The sequence below is a fragment of the Serratia sp. PL7 genome (genome assembly GCF_945957435.1).
This window is the reverse complement of sequence record NZ_CAMFLB010000003.1, coordinates 105,904-129,809: the sequence shown is the minus strand read 5'-3', so window position 1 is coordinate 129,809 and position 23,906 is coordinate 105,904. Positions and strand designations below refer to the sequence as shown.

Genomic DNA, 23,906 nt, shown 5'->3' with positions numbered 1-23,906 from the left:
CCGCGTTTACGGGGTCAGAACGATCTTGCCGAACGGCCCGCGATCGAGATGATCCAACGCCTGCGGCAGCTGGTCGAAGCGGTATACCTGATCGATCACCGGCTGCAGGTTGACGGCGTCCACGGCGCGCACCAGATCTTCCAGCGCGCGGCGATGGCCGACGCCGATGCCCTGGATCTGCGCCGATTTCAGCAGCAGCAGGCCGGCGGGCGCGGAAATCTCGGCGCCCGCCAGCACGCCGATCACCGAGATGCGGCCGCCCACCGCCACGGCGCGTACTGAGTTGCCGAGATTCGGGCCGCCGACGGTGTCGATCACATGGTCGATGCCGCGATCCTGCGTCAGCGCATAAACCGCCTCCACCCAATCGTCGTTCAGCCGGTTGATGCCGTGACTGGCGCCCAGTGCCCGGGCGCGCGCCAGCTTTTCATCGCTGCCGGAGGTCACGTACACCTCGGCGCCGTGCGCTTTGGCGATCTGCAGCGCGAACAGCGCCACGCCACCGGTGCCTTGCACCAGCACCGTCTCGCCGGCATGCAGTTTGCCTTGCTCTACCAGCGCGAACCAGGCGGTCAGCCCGGCGCACGGCAGGGTGCTGGCCTGCGCGTCGTCCAGCGACGTCGGCGCCGCCACCAGCCAGTCTTCATGCAAAATCACGTATTCCGCCAGTACGCCCTGATAGAAGCCACCAAGGGTGTGGTAAGGCACCTGGCGCGCATCGCCGTACGGTTTTTGCCGGCCGTCGAGCCAGCCGGGGCTGAAGGTGGAGATGACCCGAGCGCCGGGTTGGAACCGGCTGACGCCGGGGCCGATAGCGTCGACCTCGCCGGCCATGTCAGAGGCGGGGGTGAACGACTGCGGCAGCGTCAGCCCCATGCCGCTTTCAATCATCATTTTGTCGCGGTAGTTGAGCGCTACCGCCTTCACTTTCACTCTGATTTCGTGTGGCCCCGGCTGCGGGATCGCGTCGGTGGTCAGCTGCAGGTGTTCACGCCCCAGGGCGTCCATCGTCCAGCGTTGCATCGTGTCGGTCATGATGTTCTCCAAAGTCAGCGATTAACGACCTGTCGATAATATCGTTGATAGAGGTTCGCCAGTGGCGATAAGATTTCCGCAGATTGTTTCTTTCAGAGCGACAAATCATGAGCGATCGATTGAGCGGCATTTCGGTATTCGTCACCGCCGTGGAGGCGGGCAGTTTTGCGTTGGCGGCCAGTCGGCTGCACCTGTCGCGTTCGGCGGTAGGGAAAACCATCGCCCGGCTGGAACAGCGGCTGGGCGTGCGGCTGTTTCATCGCACCACCCGCAGCCAGAGCCTGACCGACGACGGTGCGTTGTTCTATGAGCGCTGCCTGCGGGCGCTGGAGGAGATCCGCAGCGCGGAAACGTTGCTGGAGTCGGGCAAGCGGCAGGTCAGCGGCCGGCTGCGGGTGTCGATGCCGGTGCTGTTTGGCCGCATGTGTATTGCGCCGTTGCTGACCGATCTGACGCGTGAGCACCCTGGCCTGGAGCTGGAGCTGTCGTTCAGCGATCGGGTGGTGGATCTGATTGAGGACGGTTTCGATATGGCGATCCGTAACGGCACGCTGGCCAACAGCAGCGGGCTGGTGGCGCGTCGTATCGGCGATCACCGCATGACGCTGTGCGCCTCGCCGGCGTATCTGCAGCGATGCGGCGAACCGCACAGCATCGAGCAATTGGCCCAGCATGAGGCGGTGACCTATATGCGCGCCGGCGCGCGGCGCAGCTGGCGGGTGCTGGACGAGAACGACAAACCGCAGGACGTGATGCCGAATAACCGGTTGCAGATGGACGATTTGCAGGCGATTGCGGATGCAGCGACGGCGGGTTTCGGCATCGCCTGGCTGCCGTGCTGGCTGGTGCGTGAGCAGCTGTTGAGCGGGGCGCTGGTGCGCTTACTGCGCGATCGGCCGGGCGCCGCCTTTGATGCGCATGCGGTATGGCCACACACGCCCCACCTGCCGCTGAAGGTGCGGCTGGCGGTGGATACGCTGGTGAGCAAGTTGCCCGCCAGTCTGGCGTTGGTCGAGAAGGCGCTGTAGTGCGCCTGGATCAGGAGGAGGAGGCGCGCTTTTTACGCCAGATCACCAGCATGGCGCCCAGCAGGCCGACGAACAGCAGCAACAGCGGCAGCAGCATCAGGCCGGTCATCACCTGGCTTTCGTAGCGTTTCACCAGAGGGATTTGGCTGAACGCGTAGCCGAGGCCGACCAGCGCGCAGACCCAGATCGCCGCACTCAGCCAGTTGAACACCTGGAAGCGCGAACTGTTGAGCCCGGAAATGCCGGCCATGGTCGGCAGCAGCGTGCGCACGAAGCCGAGGAAACGGCCGATCAGCAGCGCCGTCAGCCCGTGGCGATTGAACAGGTTATGAGCGCGCTGGTGATATTGCGCCGGCAATTGCAGCAGCCAGCCTTTCACCAGGCCGGTGTGGCCCAGCCAGCGGCCCTGGATATAGCTCAGCCAACAGCCGAGGCCGGCGGCGGCGGTCAGAATCAACAGGGTGGGGGCAAAGCCCATCACGCCTTTGGCGATCAGCGCACCCGACAGCAGCAGCAGGCTGTCGCCGGGGAGGAAGGAGGCGGGCAGCAGTCCGTTTTCCAAAAACAGGGTGGTGAAAAGCACGGCATAAACCACCCAAATCACGCTAGGATCGGCGAGGGCGATAAAGTCCTGCTGCCAAAGCGCATGAATAATCTCTCGTAATACATCCATTTTATGTCCTGTTGCATGCCGGTTGCGCCCGGGGTCACGTTCTCCAGGATGCGGCGGTTACCGTATCTGACAGTTATCCGGTTAGTGTACCGCTAATAGCTTAAGCCGACATTAAACGAGACGAAGAAAATTACCGGAATCCGCCTTAGCGCACGCCGTTGAGGCGATCGAAACCGGCCGCCAGATCGGCGATCAGGTCTTCGACGTTCTCCAGGCCGATGTGTATGCGCACCAGCGTGCCGGAGAAATCGACGCCGCCCGCCGGCCGGATGGCTTCCAGCTCTTCCGGCTGGTTGGCCAGGATCAGCGACTCGAAGCCGCCCCAGGAGTAGGCCATGCTGAAGTGGCTGAAGTTGTCCAGGTAAGCGGCCAGCTGGGCATCATCCAGTCGCTCTTTCAGCACGAAAGAGAACAGCCCGTTGCAGCCGCTGAAGTCGCGGCGGTAGAACTCGTGGCCCTTGCAGCTGGGCAGGGCTGGGTGATTGACCGTCGCCACCTCCGGCCGTTCGGCCAGCCAGTTGGCGACCTCAATGCTGCTGCGCTCGTGCTGCTTCAGGCGCACGCTCAGGGTACGCAGGCCGCGGCTCGCCATGTAGGCGGTGTCGGCATCCACCATCTGCCCCATCAGATAGGAGTACTCGCGCAGTTGCTCCCAACAGCGCGCGTTGGCGACGGCGGTGCCGAGCATGTAATCGGAATGGCCGATCAGGTATTTGGTGCCGGCCTGAATGGAGATATCGATGTCGAAATCCAGCGCCTTGAACAGCACGCCTGCCGCCCAGGTGTTGTCGATCATGATCACCACCTCCGGCGCCACGGCACGAATGGCCTGCACCATGGCCGGGATATCCTGCACTTCCAGAGTGATGGAGCCGGGGGATTCCAGGAACACCACGCGGGTATTGGGTTGGATCAACGTGGCGATATCGGCGCCGATCAACGGATCGAAATAGGTGGTGCTGACGTTCATGCGACCGAGGATGTGGGTGCAGAAATCCTGGGTCGGTTCGTACGCCGAACCGGTGACCAGCAGGTGATCGCCGGCGCCGACGAACGACAGGATCGCATTGGCCACCGCCGCCGCGCCGCAGGGGTACAGCACGCAGCCGGCGCCGCCCTCCAGCTCGACCATCGCATCCTGCAGGGCGAAGTGGGTCAGCGTGCCGCGTCGGCCGTAAAACAGCTCGCCATGGGCGCGTTGCGCGGTGGCGTGCTTTTTGGCGGCGACGGAGTCGAAGACCAAGGAAGAGGCGCGTTGCGTAACGGGATTGACGGAGCCCTGGGTGTAGCGTTTGCCGCGGCCGGCGCCGATCAGCGTGGTTTCGATGTGTTTTGACGTCATGGTACCTGGCTCACCTCTGGTTGCTCTGCACGTGCCCGTTTACGATAGCCCTTACGTTAGCATGAGTTGATATAGCCATCCAGACGTTTTAACTTCTGGATATAGAAACGGCTATAATTGGCTGTCAGCGGCGCATTTCTCGCCTCATCCTTCTGCCGAGCGGCGAGAGAGAAGCCCATTCATCGGTCGAGACGTCGTTCGGCAGGGTGGTCTTGTTGCACCGTTGTGGGAGAAAAGTAACGAAATAACCCCATAAAAGGAGCGTTTGGCGGTGAACGGGCGCGGATTGGCGCTTTGCCGCGGGGCTGGCTAAAATTTTCGCGTTTATTTGGTAAATAATAATGAGAACTACTATCAATCCCCGGTTGGTTTGATATGATCGCACGCTGAATTATTCCTTAATTTTGATCGGTAATGGGTGGAGGCACAGCGTGAAAACGGCTGGCAAGAATTTAAATCAAGGATCGTTCGGCCAGGGCCGGGCGCAGTGGGGCAAGGCCTTTGGCCGCAGCCTGATGGCTTCTATGGTGCTGGTTGTGGGGCTGGCCGGCAGCGCGCAGGCAGCGCCGGCGGCCAATCCGGCCGTTACCGAAAGCGTTGCGCCGACCACCGCGCCTGCACCTGCAGCCGCTGCGCCGGAAAGCATCACGCCGGTGAACCCGGCACCGACGATCCAGCCACCGGAAACCCGCGGCATGGACCTGTCCATTTGGGGCATGTACCAGCACGCCGACGCGGTGGTGAAAGCGGTGATGATCGGCCTGGTGCTGGCGTCTATCGTGACCTGGACCATTTTGTTCGCTAAAGGCAGTGAACTGCTGCGCGCCAAGCGCCGTCTGCGTCGCGAGCAGTTGGCACTGGCCGAAGCGCGCTCGCTGGATGAAGCTTCCGAGCTGGCGCAAAACTTCTCCCCGGAGAGCGTCAGTGCGGTACTGCTGAACGATGCGCAAAATGAGCTGGAGCTGTCTGCGGAATCCAACGACAACAACGGCATCAAAGAACGCACCGGTTTCCGTCTCGAGCGCCGCGTAGCGGCCTACAGCCGTAACATGGGCCGCGGCAACGGCTTCCTCGCCACCATTGGTGCCATCTCGCCGTTCGTCGGCCTGTTCGGTACCGTCTGGGGCATCATGAACAGCTTTATCGGCATCGCCCATTCGCAGACCACCAACCTGGCGGTCGTGGCGCCGGGCATCGCAGAGGCGCTGCTGGCGACTGCGATGGGCCTGGTAGCGGCGATCCCTGCGGTCGTTATCTACAACATCTTCGCCCGCGTCATCAGCGGCCATCGCGCCCAGGTAGGCGACGTGGCGGCGCAGGTCTTGCTGCTGCAGGGCCGCGATCTGGATCTGGCCGCAACGGCGGAAGCCAAGCGCTCACAGCACGCACACCAACTGCGGGCGGGGTGAGTCATGGCGATGCGCTTAAATGAAGATCTGGACGACAGCGGCGAACTGCATGAAATCAACGTGACGCCGTTTATCGACGTCATGTTGGTGCTGTTGATCATCTTTATGGTGGCCGCGCCGCTGGCAACGGTAGATATTCGCGTCGATCTGCCGGCCTCCTCCGCCAAACCGCAGCCGCGGCCGGAAAAACCGGTGTTCCTGTCGGTGAAGGCCGACAAGCAGCTCTACGTCGGCGATCAGCCGGTGAATGCCGAACAGTTGACTTCGGTGCTGGATCAACGCACTCAGGCGAACAAAGAAACCACCATCTTCTTCCAGGCAGACAAGAGCGTGGACTATGAAACGCTGATGAGCGTGATGGACACCCTGCGTAAAGCCGGCTACCTGAAAGTGGGGCTGGTGGGCATGGAAGGCGCCGCCAAATAGCGGCAGCACAACGATAAAGGGCGCTCAGGCGCCCTTTTTTATTGATTCAGAAATATCACTCCCCGGCCAACAACGCCCGGGAACCGGCATGGCGCCAGTGGATGCGGCCCGGCAGATAAAGCGCATGCTGTTCCAGCGGCCGCTCGTCGATGAGCGCGGTCACCTGGTCGAAGCTATGCTGCGCCAGCGCCCGGCAGTCTTGCGCGACCGTATCTATCTTCAGCGTCATGCAATCGAACAGGTAGTGATCGTCGAAGCTGCACAGGTGGATGTCGCTCTCCATCAACTGATGCTGCGTCAGATAACGCAATACGCCCTCCAGCAGGCCGCAGGCGGCGGTAAACAGCGCTTTGGGCGGACGCCCCAGCTGTGCGCACAGCTGAGCGAACATCTCGTAACCTGAGCTGGGGTGATAGTTGCCGTTGATGATCCATTCCGGTTTGCACGTGATGCCGGCGCGCTCCAGGCCAAGCTGGAAGCCGGCGAGGCGATCGCGGGTCGGCGAAATGCGCGGCTGCCCGCCGAGAAAATAGATCTCATCCGGATGTTGGCGCGCGACCTTTTCCACCAGGTCGGCGGTCGCATTAACCGAGTCGGTGATCACCAGCGGCAGTTCGGAGCCGGCGATCAGGCGGTCCATCTGCACCACCGGTAGCCCGGCGTTGATCTTCTGGTATTCTGCATCGTTCAACTGGCTGGAGGCGACGATCAAGCCATCCACCTGCCGCTGTACCAGACTGTTCACCGCCATCATCTCCTGCGCCGGGTTTTCATCGGTGCAGGCGATCAGCAGCTGCAGACCGGCTTCGCGGCACAGCGTTTCCAGCTCGCGCGAAATCACCGCAAAGCCGTAGTTGGTCATCTCCGGCACCACCAGCCCCAGCGTGTGGCTGCGGTTGGAGCGCAAAGAGCGGGCGTGGATGCTGGGCTGATAATGGTGTTCGTGCGCCAGCGCCAGAACGCGGTCGCGGGTGTCGTCGGACACCCGATATTCCTTGCTGCGGCCGTTCAGCACCAGGCTGGCGGTCGATTTCGACACCCCGGCCAGCGTGGCGATGTCACTGATGGTAATGCGTTTATTTTTTTTCACTGACGCCATCTGAAGTCATCGGAGGATGCGTCATTCTAGCATGCATGGCGTCAGCGGCCAGTATTCCAACGCCAGCGGCGCGCTTCCGGACAGCCGCAGTTGCGGCTCGCTGGCCGGGAAGTAGCGCGCGCTCATCACCGCCTCGCCGCGGTTGATGAAGATCTCCACGCTGGAACGATCGAACAGCAACTGCAGATGCGTGACCGGGCCGCGCCAGTAACGGTGCTCCGGCTGGCCGTCGGCCAGGGAAGCGCGCGTCAGCTGCAGCCTTTCGCCGTCCCAGTTCAGCGTCATTGCCTCGCCAAACGCGGCGCTGAACGCGCCCTGCGGCGTCAACTGCAGCTCCGCAGCCCCCAGCGCATAGGCGGGGGCATCATCGGCACAGCCTTGCCAGCATGCTCGCTCGCCGCGCAGCTGTTGCAGCTCGCGCGCCGGGCGCTGGTGGAGGCGGCCATGCCGCAGCGACAGCTCGCGTGGGCAGGTCATGGTGTGGATCCAGCCGTAACGGCGCGTCGGATGGGCTTCTTCATCTTGCTCGGGCACGCCCATCCAGCCGAACAGCAGGCGGCGGCCATCTTCCGCCAGCGTCGTCTGCGGTGCATAGAACTCGAAGCCGGCGTCCAGCTCGCGAAATTCGCCGTGGCTGAAGGCCGGCTGCAGGTAATCCAGCTTGCCGAGCAGATAGCCGGCCTGATAACGGTTGAGATAGCGTTCCGGCTGCGGCGCCAGCCCCTGCGGGCAGCAGATCAACACGTCGGCGTCCTCCAGCGAGAACAGGTCTGGGCACTCCCACATGTAGCCGAATTCACCCAGGTCGTGCAGGCCGGAACCGGCGATCTCGCCCAGCGGTTGCCAGCCGCGCAGATCGCTGGAACGAAGCAGCAGCACCTTGCCGCGATCCTGCAAGTCACGCGCGCCGAGCACCATGTACCAGGTATCCTGATGACGCCACACTTTGGGATCGCGTACGTGCCCGCTGTAGCCGTCCGGCAGCGGCAGCACCGGCCCGAGCTTGCGGTATTCGCCCCGATCGCTTTCCTGAGCTAGACATTGATAGGCAGTGCGTGAGCCGTCGGGGAATTTCACATTACCGGTGTAGATCAGCGTGATTTTATCTTCCGCCACCACCGCCGAGCCGGAATAACAGCCGTGGCTGTCGTAACAGGCACCTGGTGCCAGGGCGAGCGGCTGATGCGCCCAACGCAGCAAGTCGGTCGACTGCCAGTGTCCCCAGCACTTGTTGCGATGATCGCAGCCCAGCGGATTCCACTGATAGAACAGGTGATAAACGCCGTTGTGCTGGATGAAGCCGTTGGGATCGTTCAGCAGGCCAACGCTGGGCGCCAGATGCCAGGCCGGGCGGTGCGGATCGCGCAGCGCGCGTGGCTGGCCGTTCATGACCGCCTGCATCGCCTGTTTGATTAAGCTGAGTTCTTCCATCATTGCGCGTCCGTTTTATATTTCAGCAGCAGGGAGAGTATGAAGGCGGTGCCAAACGCGATCGCCAGGCCGATGATATAGCTGACCAGCGAACTGGCCTGCACAATCGCCATGCCAGGGATCGCCGTCAGCCCGACCGCGTTCATGCCGACGTGATTGGCCACCACCCAGGCGCCGCCGAGCGCACCGCCCGCCAGCGCTGCCAGGAAGGGTTTCACGAAGCGCAGGTTGATACCAAACAGCGCCGCCTCAGTGATGCCGAGCATGGCGGAAAAGGCGGAAGGCACCGCGATGGCTTTGATTTTGGCGTCGCGGGTTTTGAAATACACCGCCAGGCAGGCGCCGCCCTGAGCGATGTTGGCCATCGACCAGATCGGCAGCAGGAAGTTGACGCCGATAGTGGGGTTGCCGAGCAGCCCGGCCTCTACCGCGTGGAAACTGTGGTGGATGCCGGTGATGACGATAGCGGAATAGAGGCCGCCGAACAGCAGCCCGGCGAACCAACCGGCATGGGCGATCAGCGTGCTGAGCACGAAGGAGATGCCGTCGCCCAGCGCCCGGCCGGCGGGGCCGATAAACAGCAGGGCGACAAACCCGGAGATCACCACCGTCAGGAACGGCGTCAGGATCAGATCGAGCGCGTTGGGGATCACCTTACGCAGCCGTTTCTCCAGCAGGCTCATGAACCACACCGTCAGCAGCACCGGGAACACGGTGCCCTGATAGCCGATCATGGCGATGTCCAGACCGAAGAAGTTCATAGTGTGGAACCCTCCCGCGACGCCCCAGGCGTTGGTAAGCGCCGGATGGGTCAAAATGCCGCCGAGCGTGGCCCCCAGATAGGGGTTGCCGCCGAATTCGCGTGCGGCGGTGAAGCCGATCAGAATTGGCAGGATAATGAACGCCGCCGAGCTGAACATATCCAGCATGATGAACAGCGCGCTGTTGGCATCGGCCCAGCTGTAGGTTTTCACCATGCCGAGCAGCCCCATCAACAGGCCGGAAGCGACGATCGCCGGGATGATTGGCACGAAGATGTTCGACAGCAGGCGGGCGATGCGCTGCAGCGGGTTGAGCTTTTTCGCCGCGATATCGGCGGCTTCGGCCTTGCTGGATTCGCTGACGCCCGCCGCCTTGATGAATTCCGCATGCACCTTGTTGACCAGCCCGGTGCCGAAGATTACCTGGATTTGACCGGCGTTGCTGAAGCAGCCTTTGACGCCGTCCAGTTTGCCGATGGCCTCTTTGTCCACCTTGCTGTCGTCCACCAGCACCAGACGCAGGCGCGTGGCGCAGTGGGCGGCGCTGGCGATGTTCTCTTTACCGCCGAGCAGCGGCAACAGCGCGTTGGCGGTTGCGGTAATGTCCATGTTGTCCCCTTGCTAAATAAAAATGCCGCCGCGCAGTTTGCGACGCAGCGTCGTGAATCGATGTCAGAAGAAATACTTGAATCTGGCGCGCATGCCGTAACGTTGATCGTTGTCGCCGTTGGCGATCTTGTTGTCGGCGTTAGCTTCCAGCAGCGACACATAGGCGCCTAAATACAGATTGAAATTCTTCATATTCATAATGTTAGGTATCTGATACGACGCGTGAACGGTATGGATGTCGTAGTTGCCCGGTTCGCTGAGCGGGTTGTGGATATCGGCGGCGATCCCGGCGGTATTGAACTCTTTGATATTGTTATGGGCATAGATATAACCCAGTTCGAAGCGCCGCCACAGCACGTTCACGCCGGCGGTGAAGTCTTGCTCGCCTGAGGCATCCAGATAGGCGGTGCTCAGGTTGGCCACCACGCCGTTATCCGGGTTGGCGGCGCTGTTGTTCCAGCTCATCGTCATGCCGTAACCGTTGCGCTTGGACTGATCGACGAAGCGGCCCTGGCTGTCCTGATACCCGTAGGCGTTATTTACCACGTTGCTTTCCATTGCCGCCGCGATGCTGAAGGCGTCTTTTTTCCAGGCGATCACCGGGCGCAAATAGGCGACGTTTTTCTTATTGTCCAGGGCGTTGCCGTGATAGCGGCTGTCCTGGAACAGCGAAGTACCGTCCTCCACCAGCGTGTTCAGCTCGAAATAGACATCACCGGCGTATTTGCTCAACATCAGGTTGCCGCCGCTGCTGCTGCGGCCGCGGCCTTCTTTCATCATGTAGATATAGCCGAAGCCGTCGGCGTACAGATCGTTGGCGGTATTGCCGGAGTATTGAATGAAAGTGTCCTGATTCAGCGGGAACATGTCGTAGGCTTCGAAGCGGCCGATTTTGGTTTGCCAGTTCTTTTCATTGCCGAAGAAGAAGGCGGCGTCATCCAGGTTCATTTTGCCGCTCATGTCTGCCAGCGGTTGCACGCTGAAGCCGGAGAAGTTGCCGTCCGGATTGCGGCGGTAGCCGTCCAGCCCGACCAGAATGCGGCCGTTGATATCCCAGCGTTCTTTGTTGCCAGGCTTCCAGTCTTTGTGGTCGCTGCCTTTCAGCGACGTCAGCTGGCCGCTGCGGCTGGCGCCGTCCAGATTGAACTCCACGTCGCCGTACAGTTTCAGATCATTGAATCCATTCAGTTTCAGTGCGCTGATCGGGGCAATTGGCGTTTGCGGCGCGGCGGTATGCTGCGCAATCTGCGCGGTTTGCCGTTCCGTGTTGGCGGTGCGCTGCTCCAGCTGTTGCGCCCGGCGTTCCGCCGCCGTCGCGCGGGTTTCAGCCTGTGCGGCGCGCCGTTCCGCCTGCGCCAGGCGCTGTTCCAGCGCGTTGAGGCGCGCCTCGATGCTGCCGCTGCCCGAGGCCGCTGCATTGGAAGCAGAGAGGAAAAGCCCTGTTGTTATCGCCAAATAGCTGAGTTTTTTCATCATCGTCTATCATCCGGGTAAGGGTTGTTATTATTTTTTGCTAAATTGCTAAACCGGTTTTTCAAGGCGAAAGATAACGATCAAGAAGCGGGCTGGCAATCAAGTTTGCTAACCCGATTCAGCTATTGTGATCGAGTGCGCAAATCGTGGGGGTAAAAGACCACGGCGCCCAGGGGATCGCCGTGGATGCAGGGATCAGCGCAGAAAAGCGGTGAGCTCTTCGGCGCGGGGCAGGGCGGTCATGGCGCCTTTGGCGGTGGTGGCCAGTGCGCCGCAGGCCTGAGCCTGGGCGATAACCGCCGGCCACTGCGTTTCCTGCGGCAATTCGTGAAGGCGTGCCAGCGCCGCTAACAGACCGGCGACAAACGCGTCGCCGGCGCCGGTGGTATCGACCGGCACGATCGACGGCGCGCGGAAATGGCGCAGGCGATGCCCATCGTGTACGCAGACGCCGTCGCCGCCCAGCGTCACCAGCAGCAGGCGTGTCGGGTAGGTTTGCATCATCCAGCGGATGCCGTTCTCTACATCGTCAAGGTGGCTGATGAAAGCCAGCTCTTCGCGCGACAGTTTCACCACGTCCGCCAGCAACAGCGCCTTTTGCAGGCAGGGGCGCAGCGCTTCCGGCTGGCGCCAGACCTCTTCGCGGATGTTGGGATCGAAACTGACCCGGCCACCGGCCGCCCGAATGCGTTCCATCGCCGCAAAGGCCGCGCTGCGGCTGGGTTCTTGTGAAAGTGCGATGGAGCAGAGGTGCAGCCATTCGCCCCGTTGGAAAGCCGGCAGATCGTCGGGCTGCAAAAACAGATCGGCGCTGGGCTGCACCATAAACGTGAATGAGCGCTCACCCTGCAGATCGAGATCCACCACCACCGTGGAAGTGTGGTGGTCGGGATCCGGTCTCATATGACCGATATCCACCCCTTCATCGCTCAGTACCTGCTGCAGAAAGGCGCCGAAGCCGTCTTGCCCCACACGCCCGATAAAAGCGCTGTCGCCACCGAGCCGGGCGATACCCACCGCCACATTCGCCGGCGCGCCGCCGGGGCATTTGAGATAACCGTTGGCATTTTCCGGCACCAGGTCGATCACGGCGTCGCCCAGTACCCATACGCGATTCATCATGCTTAATCCCTATTTTTGTCGTTGTCAGATGGTTAGCTAAAATAGAAGAACCGATTTAGCAAGGCAATGAAATAATCCTCAGAGCCGCTTGGGCAGTGAGGAAGATCAATCTTTCTACTGGGCTTGGGGGGAGGGAATCTGCCCCGCGAACCAGCGCGGGGCGAGATAGCAGAGCGTTTAGCCCAGCTTCGGATAGACGCCGGGACCGATTGGCAAGCCTAGCGCATACCAGACCAGCAGCAGCAAAATCCACACGCTGAAGAACACCAAAGGATAGGGCAGGATCAGCACGTAATAGGTGCCGAGCTGCGCGTCTTTGCGGTAGCGCTGCAGGAAGCCGAGGAACAGCGGCAGGAACGGCGACATCGGCGCCAGCGGCAGCACCGCAGAGTCGGCGATGCGAAAGATCATCTGGGCGAACGCCGGGTGGAAACCGAGCAGCATAAACATCGGCACGAAGATCGGCGCTAAAATTGACCAGATCGCCGAGCCGCTGGCGATGAACATGCACAGGAAGGCGGAGAGGAACATCAGGCCGAGAAATGCCGGTGCGCCACTCATGCCGGCGGCTTCCAGCATATCGGTCAGGCCGATGGCCATAAACTTGCCCATGTTGCTCCAGTTAAAGAACGCCACGAACTGCGACAGCGGAAATACCATCACGATAAAACCCGCCATGCTTTTCATCGGATCGAGCAAGTGGTGGGGAATATCGTCCGGCCGACGGATCTGTTTGGTGACTACGCCATAGGTAATGGCGACGGTGAAGAAGAACAGGATGATGATCGGCACGATACCCTTGATGAACGGGGAAGGGATCACCGAACCGGTGTTCGGGTCACGCAGCGGCGCGGCCTCCGGCACCACCAGAGCGGCGATGATGGCGATAAACACCAGCGCGGCGATACCGCTCATCATCAGCCCCCGGTTTTGCAGCGGGGTCAGCGCTGCGATTTTGTCTTCGGCGCTGCCTTGCCACTTCGGCAGACGGGGCTCGATAAATTTGTCGGTGAGCAGCGCGCCTGCGATGGTCAGCACGACCACTGAGGTGGCCATAAAGTACCAGTTGTCGATCACGCTGACGTGAACCGCGCCATCCACCGCTTTGGTGGCTTCGGTACTGATACCGGAAAGCAATACGTCGGTGGTGACGATCAACAGGTTGGCGGTAAAGCCGGAGGCGACGCCGGCGATCGCCGCCAGCAGTCCGGCTATTGGGTGGCGGCCCACCGCCACGAACATCAGTGCGCCAAGGGGCGGCATCACCACCAGCGCGGCGTCCGACGATATATGACTGAAGAAGGCGATAAACAGCACCATATAACTGGCGTAGCGGGCGCTGACGCGCGAGGCCATTTTGTACATCAGCGCCTGCAGCAGGCCGACCTTTTCCGCCAGGCCGGCGCCTATCACCAGCGCCAAAATAGCCCCCAGCGGCGCAAAGCTGCTGAAGTTATGGATGATGTTGGGAAATATCCACTGCATGCCCGCCACGCTCATCAGATTATTCACCTTGATGAGCTCGCCGGTGGCCGGATTTTTCACCGCCACGTCGAGCCAGGAAAATAGCGCGGTGGCCAGCATAAGCACCAGGATCAAATAGACGAACAGTAAAAACGGATTAGGGATCTTATTGCCGATGCGTTCCACCCAGTAAAAAACGCGTCCGGGGCTTTTATTGATTGGCGTTGTGGCCTCACTCATGATTTTACCCTCTGTGTTTGCTCTGTTGTGTGATTGTTATTATTTGATTTATTTATAATTATGCTTAGTGGCCCGGTGAACCGGGCCCTGTCTGTTCATGCTATTTCAATGGGGAGGGTTTTACCCCCTGTGGGATAGGGCATCGATACGGCTGTTCGGCGCGTTGGTGCTCAAACTCGCTGCGGCAGCTCGCCAGCAGGGCGCTGTCGCTCAGTAGATCGATGGCGGTCGCCGCCATCACCTTGCCGGCCAGGCACATGCCCTTATGGGCGATAGCGGTGCGGCCCTGCGCCACCAGTTGCCAGGTGTGCAGAGGAGTGCCGAGTGCGAAACAGGGGCTAAAGCATTGGGCGGTTGGCGCCACCCAGCTCACGTCGCCAACGTCGGTAGAACCGTACAGCAGGTCGTCGGACTCCACATAAGGAGCGACCTCGTCCATCAGCACCTTATCTCCCAGCAGTTGTACCCACTCGCGCCCGGCTGCGCCACCGGTGCGGGCTATGTTGAGTTTGGCGTTGCGCAGATCGTCGCGGCTCAGCGTCTGGCGGATTTCCTCGGCGAAGCGGCGTTCGGCGTCGCTGTACTCGGGCAGACCGAAATCACACAGGTTTTGATACATCGCGCGTTCAAGACTGCGGTTCGGCACATAGTTGGAGCAGGCCTTGTCGAAGCGCACGTCCATCTGGGTGTCAGTCATCAGCGCTGCGCCCTTGGCGATGTTAATCACCCGTTGGTAAATGTCCTGCGCCTGGTCGAGCTGCGGTGCGCGGATCAGGTACAACACCTCGGCGTCGGCCTGCACCACGTTGGGGGAGTTGCCGCCGGTGTGGGTGACCGCGTAGTGCAGCCGCGCTTCCTGCACGATATGTTCGCGCAGGAAGTTGGCGCCGGTATTCATCAGTGTCACCGCGTCCAGCGCGCTGCGCCCCAGGTGTGGCGAGTTGGCGGCATGGGCGGCGACGCCCTTGAAGTGAAACGCCGCCTGAATGTTGGCCAGCGTGCTGGTGTTGAACATGCCGCTGAAGCCTTCCGGGTGCCAGGTGAGGGCGGCGTCGACGTCGTCGAACAGGGCTTCGCGCACCATAAAGGTTTTGCCGGAGCCGCCTTCTTCGCCTGGGCAACCGTAGAAGCGCAGGGTGCCGGTCAGCCGGTTCTGCTGCATCCACGCCTTGGCGGCGAAGGCGCCCGCCAGCGCGGCGGTGCCCAGCAGGTTGTGGCCGCAGCCATGGCCGTTGCCGTTTTCCACCAGCGGCTGCGGCGTGGCGCAACCGGACCGCTGGCTCAGCCCGGCCAGCGCGTCGTACTCGCCCAGCAGCGCGATAACCGGGTGGCCGCTGCCGTAGCTGGCGATAAACGCCGTCTCGATGTCGCCCACACCGCGTTCGACCGAGAAGCCTTCCTGTTCCAGCGCATCGGCCAGCAACGTGGCGGAATAGGTCTCGTTGAAGCGCGTTTCCGGGTGATCCCAAATCGCGTCGCTCAGCGTGCTGAAGCGGGGTTGACGTTGGTCAATGTAGTCGTCGATAAATGCCTGCAGTTCTGAGTTGCTCATGCTCCGCTCCCGAATGTCGGCAGGTTCAGCGCCAGCGACGCCAGCGTTTTCACCGCCACCGCCATCACCTGTTCGTTGAAGTCGAATTTCTCGTTATGGTGCCCGGCGCTCAGCTCGGTGCCGAAAATGACGTATGAGGCCTGGCCGCCGCGGGATTTCACCCGTTCCATCATGTAGGTGGCGTCTTCTGAACCCGCCGCCTGTTCGCGGCGATCGACCACTGAGGTCAGCTCGGTTATCTGCTGCGCCTGGCGGCGGATATAATCCACCCACGGTTGGGTCGGTTTGCTGCTCTGCGCCGCGCCCATCAGCACGATGTCGCAGGCGACGCCGTGCATTTTGGCGGCGCCTTCGATGGCGTTCAGGGCCTGCTGATAGACGAACGTGTTGATCTCATTGGTGGCGCCGCGCGTCTCCACCTTCATAAACGCCCGATCGGCGATCACGTTGCGGCCGGTGCCGGCCTGCAGCACGCCGACATTGATGCGTGAGCTGCCTTCGCTGTGGCGCGGGATGGCGTAAAGCCCTAGCGCAGCCTGCGCCGCCGCCAGCAGTGCGTTGCGACCGTCTTCCGGCTTGGCGCCGGCGTGGGAGGCGACGCCGCGGAAGGTAACGTCCAGCTTGCTGGTGGCCATAAAGCTGTCGCTGCCACATACCAGCTCACCGGCCGGCACGCCGGTGCCGATATGCACCGCGGTGAAGAAATCGACGTCGTCCACCACGCCGGCCTCCACCATCGATTTTGCGCCGCGTGTGCCTTCCTCCGCCGGCTGGAAGATCAGTTTGACGGTGCCGCTAAGCTGGGACTCCAGGCTTTTGAACACGTGCGCCAGCCCCAGGCCGATGGTGGTATGGCCGTCATGACCGCATGCATGCATCATGCCGCTGTTGCAAGAGGCGAAGCCTTCACGGAACGGCAGGTGTTCGGGTTCCAGCAATTCGTTGAGATCGAGGGCGTCCATATCCACGCGGTAGGCGATAGTCGGGCCGGGGCGGCCGGTATCGAGCGTTGCGACGATGCCGGCGAAGCCGCCGGAAAAATGCGGCAACCATTTTTCCAACGCGCCCTGATTGCGGGCGCGCAGTTCCTGCGCCTCCAGCTCATCGGACGAGGGCAGTCCCATGCGCGCCTCGGCCTTGATGACCTCGCGGCCTAGCTGCAGGCGGTAACCCAACCGATCGAGTTCTTCCGCCACCAGGGTGGCGGTGCGGAACTCAAACCAGCCGGATTCGGCATAGCGGTGGAAGTCGCGGCGCCAGGCCTGCAATTGCGGGTACAGATCGGCCACCAACATCGAAAGCGAATTAGTCATAGTGATATCTCATAAGTTATCGCGCGCTGGATCGCTCCAGGCAGCAGTTATGCTCTGAACTGAAATCAGACGGTGATGCTCTTGCAAATAAAAAGGTGTATTTGGTTACTAACTGCCGTGAATGGCGCTTATTGGCGCAGAAAATGCGCTTAATTAAGCGAAATAAGAATTTGGTTATTTATTATGTTTTTTCCGAATGTACACAATGGAATCTGGCTAAATAAGATGCCAATATCTTGCTATTGATAAATAACGGTTATCGCCTTTCGCCTATGCCAGCCTCGATAAAATTGCACCAATTACGTGCATTTGTGGACGTTAGCCGCCAGGGCAGCATCCGCGCCGCTAGCCGTACCTCACGCCTTTCCCAGCCTGCACTGACCAAAGCCATTCAGGAGCTGGAAGAGGTGCTGGGCGCCAAGTTGTTTATTCGCCGTAGCCAGGGTGTGGTATTGACCGACTGTGGCGATAACTTTTTCCAGCATGCCAGCCTGATCCTTGAGGAGCTGCGGGTGGCGCAGGAAGATATTCAGCAGCGGCTGGGGTTGGCGGGCGGCACGGTGAATATCGGCGTTGGTGGCAGCATTGCGCGTACTGTGATGCCGCAGGTGGTCACTCAGTTTCATCGTGAGTATCCCAACGTGAAGGTGCGCATCGTCGAGGGGCAGCTGGTGTCGATGATCCCTGAACTGCGTCAGGGCGAGCTGGATTTTACCGTCAATACCTACTACCCCAGCAGCCTCGACAACGAGTTGCAGTACGAACGGCTGATGGAAAAAGAGTATCGGGTGGTGGTACGTAAAGGGCATCCGATGGAAGGGGCAACCTCGCTGAAACAGCTGCAGCACTGCGACTGGACCATGCCGACGCCGAAAGGCAGTTATTACCGGCTATTGCACGATCTGTTCGGGGACTTGGGCATGGCGCCGTCGATCAGCGTGACCTGCGAGACCTTTATGGCCTGTACCAGCCTGGTGGCGCAGAGCGATTTTGTCAGCATTCTGTCGGTGGACGTGATTTCGGATCCGATTCTGGGCAAGCATTTGGTGCCGCTTGAGCTGGAAGAGAGTTTGCCGAAAGCGACGTTTTATCTTATCCAACGCAAGGACACCACCTTGACGCCGATGGGCGCGCACTTGGCGCGCCTGTTTCGTCTTTACTGTCGGTGATACCGAAGCCCCATCGGGGGCCTGGGTATCAGAAGGCGATCGACCCCTGCACGAAGAAGGTGCGCGGTTCACCGACGTACTTGCCGAAGTTATTGTCGTTGGAGCGGGTAAAGTAGCGCTGATCGAACAGGTTTTTCACCCCGGCGCCCAGCGTCAGGTTCGACAGCTGCGGCCCGAAGTTATATTCCCCGCGCATATTCCACACCATGTAACCGGCGATGTTGCCGAACTGGCCATCGGCGCTTTCCTGCGTGATGTACTCCGGCCCGGTGCCCGGCGAATGCTGTTTCGACTGCGCATAACCGTCCAGATTCCATACCCAGCTGCCGGTGGCGTAACGCGTGCCGACGGTATAGACCTGGCGCGAGTAGAACGGCAGATCTTTACCGGCGAAGTCGCCCTTGTCGGTGCTGGCTTTGGTGTAGGTATAGCTGGTGTAGACGCTGGCGCCGTCGAGCGCCCGATTCAGCTCGCTGAGATCGTAGCTGAGCGCCAGCTCGATGCCTTTGTGCTTGGTGGCACCCATGTTGGTCCAGCCCACGTCGTTGCTGATGTACTGCAGCTGGTTATCGAAGTCGATGTAGAACAGCGTGGCCTCGGCCTTGACCACGGTGTCGTCGTAGCGGGTGCCGAACTCATAGGTGCGCGCTTTTTCCGCCGTCAGCCCCGGCGCCGGCTGGTTGCCGTTGCCGCCTTTGGTCAGTTGGAAATACTGCATGCTGCCGAACGAGGTGTTGGCGTTGGCGAACAGTTTCCAGGCGTCGGACAGGTGGTACATCACGTTCAATGACGGCAGCGGCTCGCTGTAGGTTTTCTCGCGGCTGATGTTGTTGAACGAATCGTCCACGTGGGTGCGAATGCTTTCATAACGCAGGCCCGGCGTGACCGTCCAGTTGCCGACGTTAATGGTGTCGTCGATATAGAACGCGTTGGCTGCGGTACCGCCGGAGGTATGCTGGTAATAGTCCGGGGTATCCGGCGTCGAGCCGATATTCGCCGGATTATACCAGGCGGAACGCGATGCTTTTTCGTCCATGGTTTCATTCAGGTAGCGGTAACCGAGGGTGATCTCGTGCGCCATATTCCAGAAGCGAAACAGCTGCGAATAGCTTGGTTCGATCGCCCAGGTTGAATAGTGGCGCGGATAGGAGACCATGCGCCGCTGGCCCGCGTTTTTGCCGGTGCCTTCCGATTCGATGTTGCTGCCGCGGTAGCTGTCGGTGAAGTAGGTCAACACTTCGAACTGCTTGTCGTCTTCCTGATGTTTGTATTTGAACGACATATCCTTGCGGCGGCCTTCGAACTGATCCCACGGCCGCGTGGACTGGAACGGGTTCTGCGCGTATTGCGCGCTGCTCAGCCCGCCCGGCATGCCGGCTTTGGCGTCGTAGTAGTGGAAATTGGCCAGCAGTTCGTCGCGATCGGTGAACGCATAACGCGTTTTCAGCATGAAATCGTCGATGTCGGTGTTGTCGTTGTTGTCGCGGTAGCCCTGGCCGTGCAGGCCGGAATAGAGCAGCTCGGCGCCGAGGCCGTTGTCTGCGGTGCCGCCCACGGAGGCGCTGGTCAGGGTCTTCAGGCCGCCGTGGCTGGCGCCCTGGGTTTGTACGCTGGCGGTGCCGCCAAACGTTTTGGGAATGTCGCGGGTAACGAAGTTGATCACGCCGCCGACGTTTTGCGGCCCGTAGCGCACCGCACCGCCGCCGCGCACCACGTCCACCGATTGCAGGTTACCGATCGATAGCGGCGCCATCGACAGCTGCGGCTGGCCGTAAGGCGCAACCGCCAGCGGGACGCCATCCATCAGAATGGTGGAGCGCGGAGAAAGACGCGATGTCAGGCCGCGCACGCCGACGTTGAGCGAAATATCGCTGCCGCCGGTGCCGTTGCTGTCGCGCACCTGCACGCCGGGCACACCGCGCAGGCTGTCGGCGATGGTTTGGTCGCCTTGCTCATGCATCTGCTGCTGGGTGACGATGGAACGCGCGCCCGGATGGTTGAGCAGCACCGAACTGGTATCAGGGTTGTCCAGCCAGTTGCCGACGACGGTCACGGTGTCGGTATCGTTCTGAGATGAGTTATCAGTAGCAAGGACAGGGAATGCGACGGCGATGGAAGCCGTCAGCAGGGAAAGCCGAAAAAGAGGTGACATAATAATGCCTTAAGAGTTTCAGACCCGGATGTGTTTTTTTAGAAAAGACAATCTTAATGATAATTATTGGCAAGTAAATAGAATTGTTACGGGATAGTTAAGTGGGTAACTAAATAATGAATGCGGGAAACAGGACCCGACTGGCGGGCCCTGCGGGAGGTTATTGTGGCGTAAGCCAGAAGACGCCGCTGTAATCCAGCGCGGTGAATTTCTGGTGCACCATTTCGATATCCGCTTGCGGATCAATATCTTTAAACAGCGCCGGGTGCAGGAATTTGGCGATCGCCTCGACGGCGATAAAGTTGAGTGGCGTGTCGTAAAATTGATGGTAAATCGCCATCACGCGTTTTTCTTTCACCGCTTTCAACACGTTAATGCCGGTGCGATCCAGCAGATGCGCCAGTTTCTTTTGGCTGGTGGCCATATCGGTGGTGTAACCCAGCGGCACCGCCAGCGTGCCGCGATGCCCGCGGCTCCAGTCGGCGCCGGTCAGCAGATAGAAATCCGGGTTGTTGCCGATCACCTGCTCGACGTTCACTTCTCCGCCCATGTCTGAAAACAGCTTGCTGCCGATATTGTTGCCGCCGGCGGTATCGATGAACTGCCCGAAGCTGCCTTTGCCGAAGGTGTTGCAGCACTGTTCGCCTTTGATGCCGGCGCTGCGCTCGATGAAGACGCTGGGGCGCTGCTCCGGTTTCAGCGTGGCGACCCGCTGGCGCACCAGTTCGAGGCGTTGCTGATAGAGGCGGATAAAAGCATCGGCGTTGGGCTGCTCGTCAAACACTTTTCCCAACAGCGCCATGCTGGCGACGGTGTTGGTCAGCGGCTGCTGGCGAAAATCGATGATCAGCACTGGGATGCCGACTTTTTCCAGCTGGGTCAGCACGCCGCTGTCTTTCAATTTGCTCAGCAGGCCGATGTCGAAAATGATCAGATCCGGTTGGCGCACCACCGCGCTTTCCACGCTGAAATCACTGGTGTAGGGGTTGTCGAAGGTGGGGATCTGCATGACCTGCGGGAATTTTTTCGCGTAGGCCTCCACCAGATCCGGCGCTTTGACCTTCAGCGAGTTGTCCCAGGCGATGATGTTTTTCAGCGGCTCCTGCGGATGCAGAATATTCAGCGCCAGCAGCGCACGGGCATCGGCCAGGATAACGCGTTTGGCCGGTTGCGGCAGGGTGACCTGGCGGCCGGCGACATCGGTGACGACGATCGGCGCGGCTTGAGCGGTGCCGGCCAACAGCAACACACAGGCGGCCAACCAGCGGCCGGCTTTAGCGATAAGAACAGCGGGCATGAAGATCCTTGGGTAATCGGCGAAGAACGAGAACGCAATGATAAGCGATATCCTTTCGCTTTTTGAACTCCCTTGATGCCGATAGATCATCCCTGGCCCATCAGCGGGTCGCTGACGCTGTGCTCACCGTCCTCCAGCCGCCCCGCCAGGCGTCGCAGCCAGCCGGGGCCTCGCAGCGTAAGATCATACCAGCCGCCGCTGGTGCGGGCGTCAAACGTTTGCTGGTGGCTGCCGCCCGCAGGCAGCGTAATAGGCCACGGGCCTTGCTGAGTGTAAGGGCAGAGTTCGAGGGTGACCGCTATCGCTTCGGTGCCCGGATTATTCAACTGCAGCTGCAGGCTGCGGCCCGTTGGGCGCAAACGCACTTCCGGCTGCGGCCGACTCAGGACGCCGCGCAGCTCGCGATGAAAGCCGTTGGGGCCGAGCAGCCATAGATGGTACTCATTGTCCGCCTGCCAGTCGTCGCTGACCGCCTTGCCGGCTTCGACGGTATAGCGGCGCGGGATTTGCGTCAGGTCTCGCCGGTCGTAGACGTGAAACACCGCTCCCTGCTCGCCGGTATTGAACAGGTTCACCGTCACGCGGCGCTGCTCGGTCGCGACGGTGGCCTCGACGTGCAGCTGGTAGGGCAGTGCGCGGGAAGGGCGCGCCAGGCGGCGTTGGTGCGGCAAACGCTGGTGGGCGGGCGATGGCAGCGGCACCTGCGGCAGCTGTTCCTGGCGCTGGCGCAGGCCATCGGCGGCGTGGCGGCTGGTGGCGGGCAGGCTTGGCAGCGCTTCGCCGTTAGGGTCGACAAAATTGAACGCTGAGGTGAGATCGCCACACACCGCGCGGCGCCAGGCGCTGATGTTGGGTTCATGCACCTGAAAGCGCTTTTCCAGGAATTGCAGCACCGAGGTGTGATCGAAGACCTGCGAATTGACCCAGCCGCCGCGGCTCCAGGGCGATAGCACCAGCATCGGCACCCGCGGGCCGGGGCCGTAGATGCGGCCGTCCGGCGGCGGCTGATCCTGCGAGCCGGGCGGCGCCACGTGCTGGAAGATCTCGGTATCGAACGGCACCGTCGATTTACCGGCGAAGCTGCCGTCTTCGCGCAGCGACGGCGCGGAAGGCGAAGGCATATGATCGAAAAAGCCGTCGTTTTCGTCGTAGTTGACCAGCAGGACGGTTTTGCTCCACACCTCCGGGTTATCGGTCAGCGCGTTGAGGATCTCTTGCGTGAACCAGCTGCCCTGCACCGGGCTGGAGGGATCGGGATGTTCCGAATAGGCCGCCGGCGCGATGATCCAACTGACCTGCGGCAGTTTGCCCTGCTGCACGTCGGCACGGAATCCGGCCAGCATGGCGTCCAGATCGTTGCCGTCGGCGGCCGGCAGGGTGTTGCCGTTGCCCTTGTACAGCGGCGCGGTCGCGTTGAGCTCGTCGCGATAAGGTACGAAGGCGTTGAAGCCTTTCGGCGGCCGCGCCGGGTTGCCCACCTGAATGCTGGCGGCGCGGTATTGGCGGAAGCCCGCCAGCGGGTTGTCGGTAAAGTTGTCCGGCAGGAATTGGTACACCTTCCAGCTGACGCCGCTCGCCTCCAGCCGTTCCGGATAGGTTGTCCACTGGTAGCCGATCTCCGCCGGGCCGGGGCTGTCCCACTCGTTGACCACCACCGCCACGTCGGCGGCGGACGGGCCGTTGGTGCCGGTCCAGTGGAACAGCCGGTTGGTGTTGGTGCCGGCGTGGATAGCGCAGTGATAGGCGTCGCACAGGGTAAAGGCGTTGGCCAGTGCGAACTGGAACGGCAGCTCCTGCTGGCGGTAGTAGCCCATCGAGGCCGGCGTTTTGTAGGTGGGCCAGGCGCTCATGCGGCCGTGATCCCAGGCGGCTTGCTCATCCACCCACGAGTGCGGCGTGCCAGTGACGCGCTGTGCGTTGCCGCGTTTGCTGTCCAGATGGTAGGGCAGCACCAGCCGCTCGGCGCCCTGCTGCTGCCAGACGAGGCGATCGCCGGGCAATGGGATGGTAAAGCGATCGCTGAAGCCGCGTACACCCGGCAGGGTGCCGAAGTAGTGGTCGAAAGAGCGATTCTCCTGCATCAGGATCACCACGTGTTCGACGTCGCGCAGGGTGCCGGTGCGGTTATTGGCGGGAATGGCCAGCGCTTTGCGAATCGAGGCGGGCAACAGCGTGAAAGCCGATCCAATGGCGGCGGCCCGCAGTAGGTCTCTGCGAGAAAGGTCAGGCATGCGTCGTTAATCTCCGTCAGTGTGCTTTGAAGATAGCCGCTGACGACGATAATGGCGAAAAATAACAGGGAGATGAAAGC

The 23,906-nt window shown here is 61.2% G+C and carries 18 protein-coding genes; 4 read left to right on the top strand and 14 right to left on the bottom strand.

The window, feature by feature from the left end; genetic code table 11:
• Positions 1–6: 6 nt before the first annotated feature.
• On the bottom strand, positions 7–1,035 hold the full coding sequence (locus N6G83_RS18710) for a zinc-dependent alcohol dehydrogenase family protein (RefSeq protein WP_049296250.1): 1,029 nt from the start codon (positions 1,033–1,035) through the stop codon (positions 7–9).
• 107 nt (positions 1,036–1,142) lie between these two features.
• On the opposite strand from N6G83_RS18710, the gene N6G83_RS18705 reads away from it, so the two are divergent.
• Positions 1,143–2,063, top strand: coding sequence for a LysR family transcriptional regulator (locus N6G83_RS18705; RefSeq protein WP_049296249.1), 921 nt, complete (start codon positions 1,143–1,145; stop codon positions 2,061–2,063).
• 10 nt (positions 2,064–2,073) lie between these two features.
• Here N6G83_RS18705 and N6G83_RS18700 read toward each other — a convergent pair whose 3' ends face one another.
• Positions 2,074–2,736, bottom strand: a complete 663-nt coding sequence (locus N6G83_RS18700) for a DedA family protein (RefSeq protein WP_025304285.1) — start codon at positions 2,734–2,736, stop codon at positions 2,074–2,076.
• Between the two features lie 145 nt (positions 2,737–2,881).
• On the bottom strand, positions 2,882–4,078 hold the full coding sequence (metC, locus tag N6G83_RS18695; protein ID WP_043142120.1) for a cystathionine beta-lyase: 1,197 nt from the start codon (positions 4,076–4,078) through the stop codon (positions 2,882–2,884).
• A gap of 431 nt (positions 4,079–4,509) precedes the next feature.
• On the opposite strand from metC, the gene exbB reads away from it, so the two are divergent.
• The gene (gene exbB, locus N6G83_RS18690) at positions 4,510–5,487 is read left to right on the top strand and encodes a tol-pal system-associated acyl-CoA thioesterase (RefSeq protein WP_072269874.1); all 978 of its coding nucleotides are present in this window, start codon (positions 4,510–4,512) and stop codon (positions 5,485–5,487) included.
• A 3-nt stretch (positions 5,488–5,490) separates the two neighbouring features.
• Positions 5,491–5,913: a TonB system transport protein ExbD gene (gene exbD, locus N6G83_RS18685; RefSeq protein ID WP_025304282.1), complete on the top strand. Its 423-nt coding sequence runs from the start codon at positions 5,491–5,493 to the stop codon at positions 5,911–5,913.
• A 55-nt stretch (positions 5,914–5,968) separates the two neighbouring features.
• Here the strand turns inward: exbD and N6G83_RS18680 are convergent, their stop codons facing one another.
• The 8 genes from N6G83_RS18680 to N6G83_RS18645 all read right to left on the bottom strand — a co-directional run bounded on the left by N6G83_RS18680 (position 5,969) and on the right by N6G83_RS18645 (position 16,977).
• Entirely contained in the window at positions 5,969–7,012 is a 1,044-nt protein-coding gene (locus N6G83_RS18680; protein ID WP_060434570.1) for a substrate-binding domain-containing protein, read from the bottom strand.
• 21 nt (positions 7,013–7,033) lie between these two features.
• A complete protein-coding gene (locus N6G83_RS18675) occupies positions 7,034–8,443 on the bottom strand; it encodes a glycoside hydrolase family 32 protein (RefSeq protein WP_260515802.1) in 1,410 nt (469 codons plus the stop codon).
• On the bottom strand, positions 8,443–9,813 hold the full coding sequence (locus tag N6G83_RS18670; RefSeq protein ID WP_260515666.1) for a sucrose-specific PTS transporter subunit IIBC: 1,371 nt from the start codon (positions 9,811–9,813) through the stop codon (positions 8,443–8,445). Before N6G83_RS18670 ends, N6G83_RS18675 begins: the two co-directional genes overlap by 1 nt.
• Before the next feature lie 63 nt (positions 9,814–9,876).
• Positions 9,877–11,286, bottom strand: a complete 1,410-nt coding sequence (locus N6G83_RS18665; RefSeq protein ID WP_025304278.1) for a carbohydrate porin — start codon at positions 11,284–11,286, stop codon at positions 9,877–9,879.
• A gap of 195 nt (positions 11,287–11,481) precedes the next feature.
• Positions 11,482–12,408, bottom strand: a complete 927-nt coding sequence (locus N6G83_RS18660) for an aminoimidazole riboside kinase (protein ID WP_025304277.1) — start codon at positions 12,406–12,408, stop codon at positions 11,482–11,484.
• Positions 12,409–12,585: 177 nt separating this feature from the next.
• Entirely contained in the window at positions 12,586–14,112 is a 1,527-nt protein-coding gene (gene abgT / locus N6G83_RS18655; protein ID WP_260515664.1) for a p-aminobenzoyl-glutamate transporter, read from the bottom strand.
• Between the two features lie 100 nt (positions 14,113–14,212).
• The gene (locus tag N6G83_RS18650) at positions 14,213–15,664 is read right to left on the bottom strand and encodes a M20 family metallopeptidase (RefSeq protein WP_260515662.1); all 1,452 of its coding nucleotides are present in this window, start codon (positions 15,662–15,664) and stop codon (positions 14,213–14,215) included.
• Positions 15,661–16,977 (bottom strand): M20 family metallo-hydrolase, encoded by a 1,317-nt coding sequence (locus tag N6G83_RS18645; RefSeq protein ID WP_260515661.1) that lies wholly within the window; start codon positions 16,975–16,977, stop codon positions 15,661–15,663. The genes N6G83_RS18650 and N6G83_RS18645 overlap by 4 nt, the downstream gene beginning before the upstream one ends.
• Positions 16,978–17,249: 272 nt before the next feature.
• Here N6G83_RS18645 and N6G83_RS18640 point away from each other — a divergent pair, with 272 nt between their 5' ends.
• Positions 17,250–18,146 (top strand): LysR family transcriptional regulator, encoded by an 897-nt coding sequence (locus N6G83_RS18640; protein WP_025304273.1) that lies wholly within the window; start codon positions 17,250–17,252, stop codon positions 18,144–18,146.
• A gap of 28 nt (positions 18,147–18,174) precedes the next feature.
• Here N6G83_RS18640 and N6G83_RS18635 read toward each other — a convergent pair whose 3' ends face one another.
• The 3 genes from N6G83_RS18635 to N6G83_RS18625 form a co-directional block, all read right to left on the bottom strand.
• Positions 18,175–20,298 (bottom strand): TonB-dependent siderophore receptor, encoded by a 2,124-nt coding sequence (locus tag N6G83_RS18635; protein WP_260515660.1) that lies wholly within the window; start codon positions 20,296–20,298, stop codon positions 18,175–18,177.
• Positions 20,299–20,458: 160 nt separating this feature from the next.
• A complete protein-coding gene (locus tag N6G83_RS18630; protein WP_260515659.1) occupies positions 20,459–21,595 on the bottom strand; it encodes an ABC transporter substrate-binding protein in 1,137 nt (378 codons plus the stop codon).
• A gap of 86 nt (positions 21,596–21,681) precedes the next feature.
• A complete protein-coding gene (locus N6G83_RS18625; RefSeq protein ID WP_260515658.1) occupies positions 21,682–23,826 on the bottom strand; it encodes a phosphocholine-specific phospholipase C in 2,145 nt (714 codons plus the stop codon).
• Positions 23,827–23,906 lie beyond the last annotated feature (80 nt).

Excerpts from the sequence above, each read along its gene's own strand:
- N6G83_RS18705 (WP_049296249.1), top strand. The coding sequence starts at position 1,143 with ATGAGCGATCGATTGAGCGGCATTTCGGTATTCGTCACCGCCGTGGAG.
- N6G83_RS18635 (WP_260515660.1), bottom strand. The coding sequence starts at position 20,298 with ATGTCACCTCTTTTTCGGCTTTCCCTGCTGACGGCTTCCATCGCCGTC.
- N6G83_RS18665 (WP_025304278.1), bottom strand. The coding sequence starts at position 11,286 with ATGAAAAAACTCAGCTATTTGGCGATAACAACAGGGCTTTTCCTCTCT.
- N6G83_RS18640 (WP_025304273.1), top strand. The coding sequence starts at position 17,250 with ATGCCAGCCTCGATAAAATTGCACCAATTACGTGCATTTGTGGACGTT.
- N6G83_RS18645 (WP_260515661.1), bottom strand. The coding sequence starts at position 16,977 with ATGACTAATTCGCTTTCGATGTTGGTGGCCGATCTGTACCCGCAATTG.
- N6G83_RS18675 (WP_260515802.1), bottom strand. The coding sequence starts at position 8,443 with ATGGAAGAACTCAGCTTAATCAAACAGGCGATGCAGGCGGTCATGAAC.
- N6G83_RS18680 (WP_060434570.1), bottom strand. The coding sequence starts at position 7,012 with ATGGCGTCAGTGAAAAAAAATAAACGCATTACCATCAGTGACATCGCC.
- N6G83_RS18700 (WP_025304285.1), bottom strand. The coding sequence starts at position 2,736 with ATGGATGTATTACGAGAGATTATTCATGCGCTTTGGCAGCAGGACTTT.
- N6G83_RS18710 (WP_049296250.1), bottom strand. The coding sequence starts at position 1,035 with ATGACCGACACGATGCAACGCTGGACGATGGACGCCCTGGGGCGTGAA.
- N6G83_RS18660 (WP_025304277.1), bottom strand. The coding sequence starts at position 12,408 with ATGATGAATCGCGTATGGGTACTGGGCGACGCCGTGATCGACCTGGTG.
- exbD (WP_025304282.1), top strand. The coding sequence starts at position 5,491 with ATGGCGATGCGCTTAAATGAAGATCTGGACGACAGCGGCGAACTGCAT.
- N6G83_RS18630 (WP_260515659.1), bottom strand. The coding sequence starts at position 21,595 with ATGCCCGCTGTTCTTATCGCTAAAGCCGGCCGCTGGTTGGCCGCCTGT.
- N6G83_RS18670 (WP_260515666.1), bottom strand. The coding sequence starts at position 9,813 with ATGGACATTACCGCAACCGCCAACGCGCTGTTGCCGCTGCTCGGCGGT.
- N6G83_RS18650 (WP_260515662.1), bottom strand. The coding sequence starts at position 15,664 with ATGAGCAACTCAGAACTGCAGGCATTTATCGACGACTACATTGACCAA.
- N6G83_RS18625 (WP_260515658.1), bottom strand. The coding sequence starts at position 23,826 with ATGCCTGACCTTTCTCGCAGAGACCTACTGCGGGCCGCCGCCATTGGA.
- metC (WP_043142120.1), bottom strand. The coding sequence starts at position 4,078 with ATGACGTCAAAACACATCGAAACCACGCTGATCGGCGCCGGCCGCGGC.
- abgT (WP_260515664.1), bottom strand. The coding sequence starts at position 14,112 with ATGAGTGAGGCCACAACGCCAATCAATAAAAGCCCCGGACGCGTTTTT.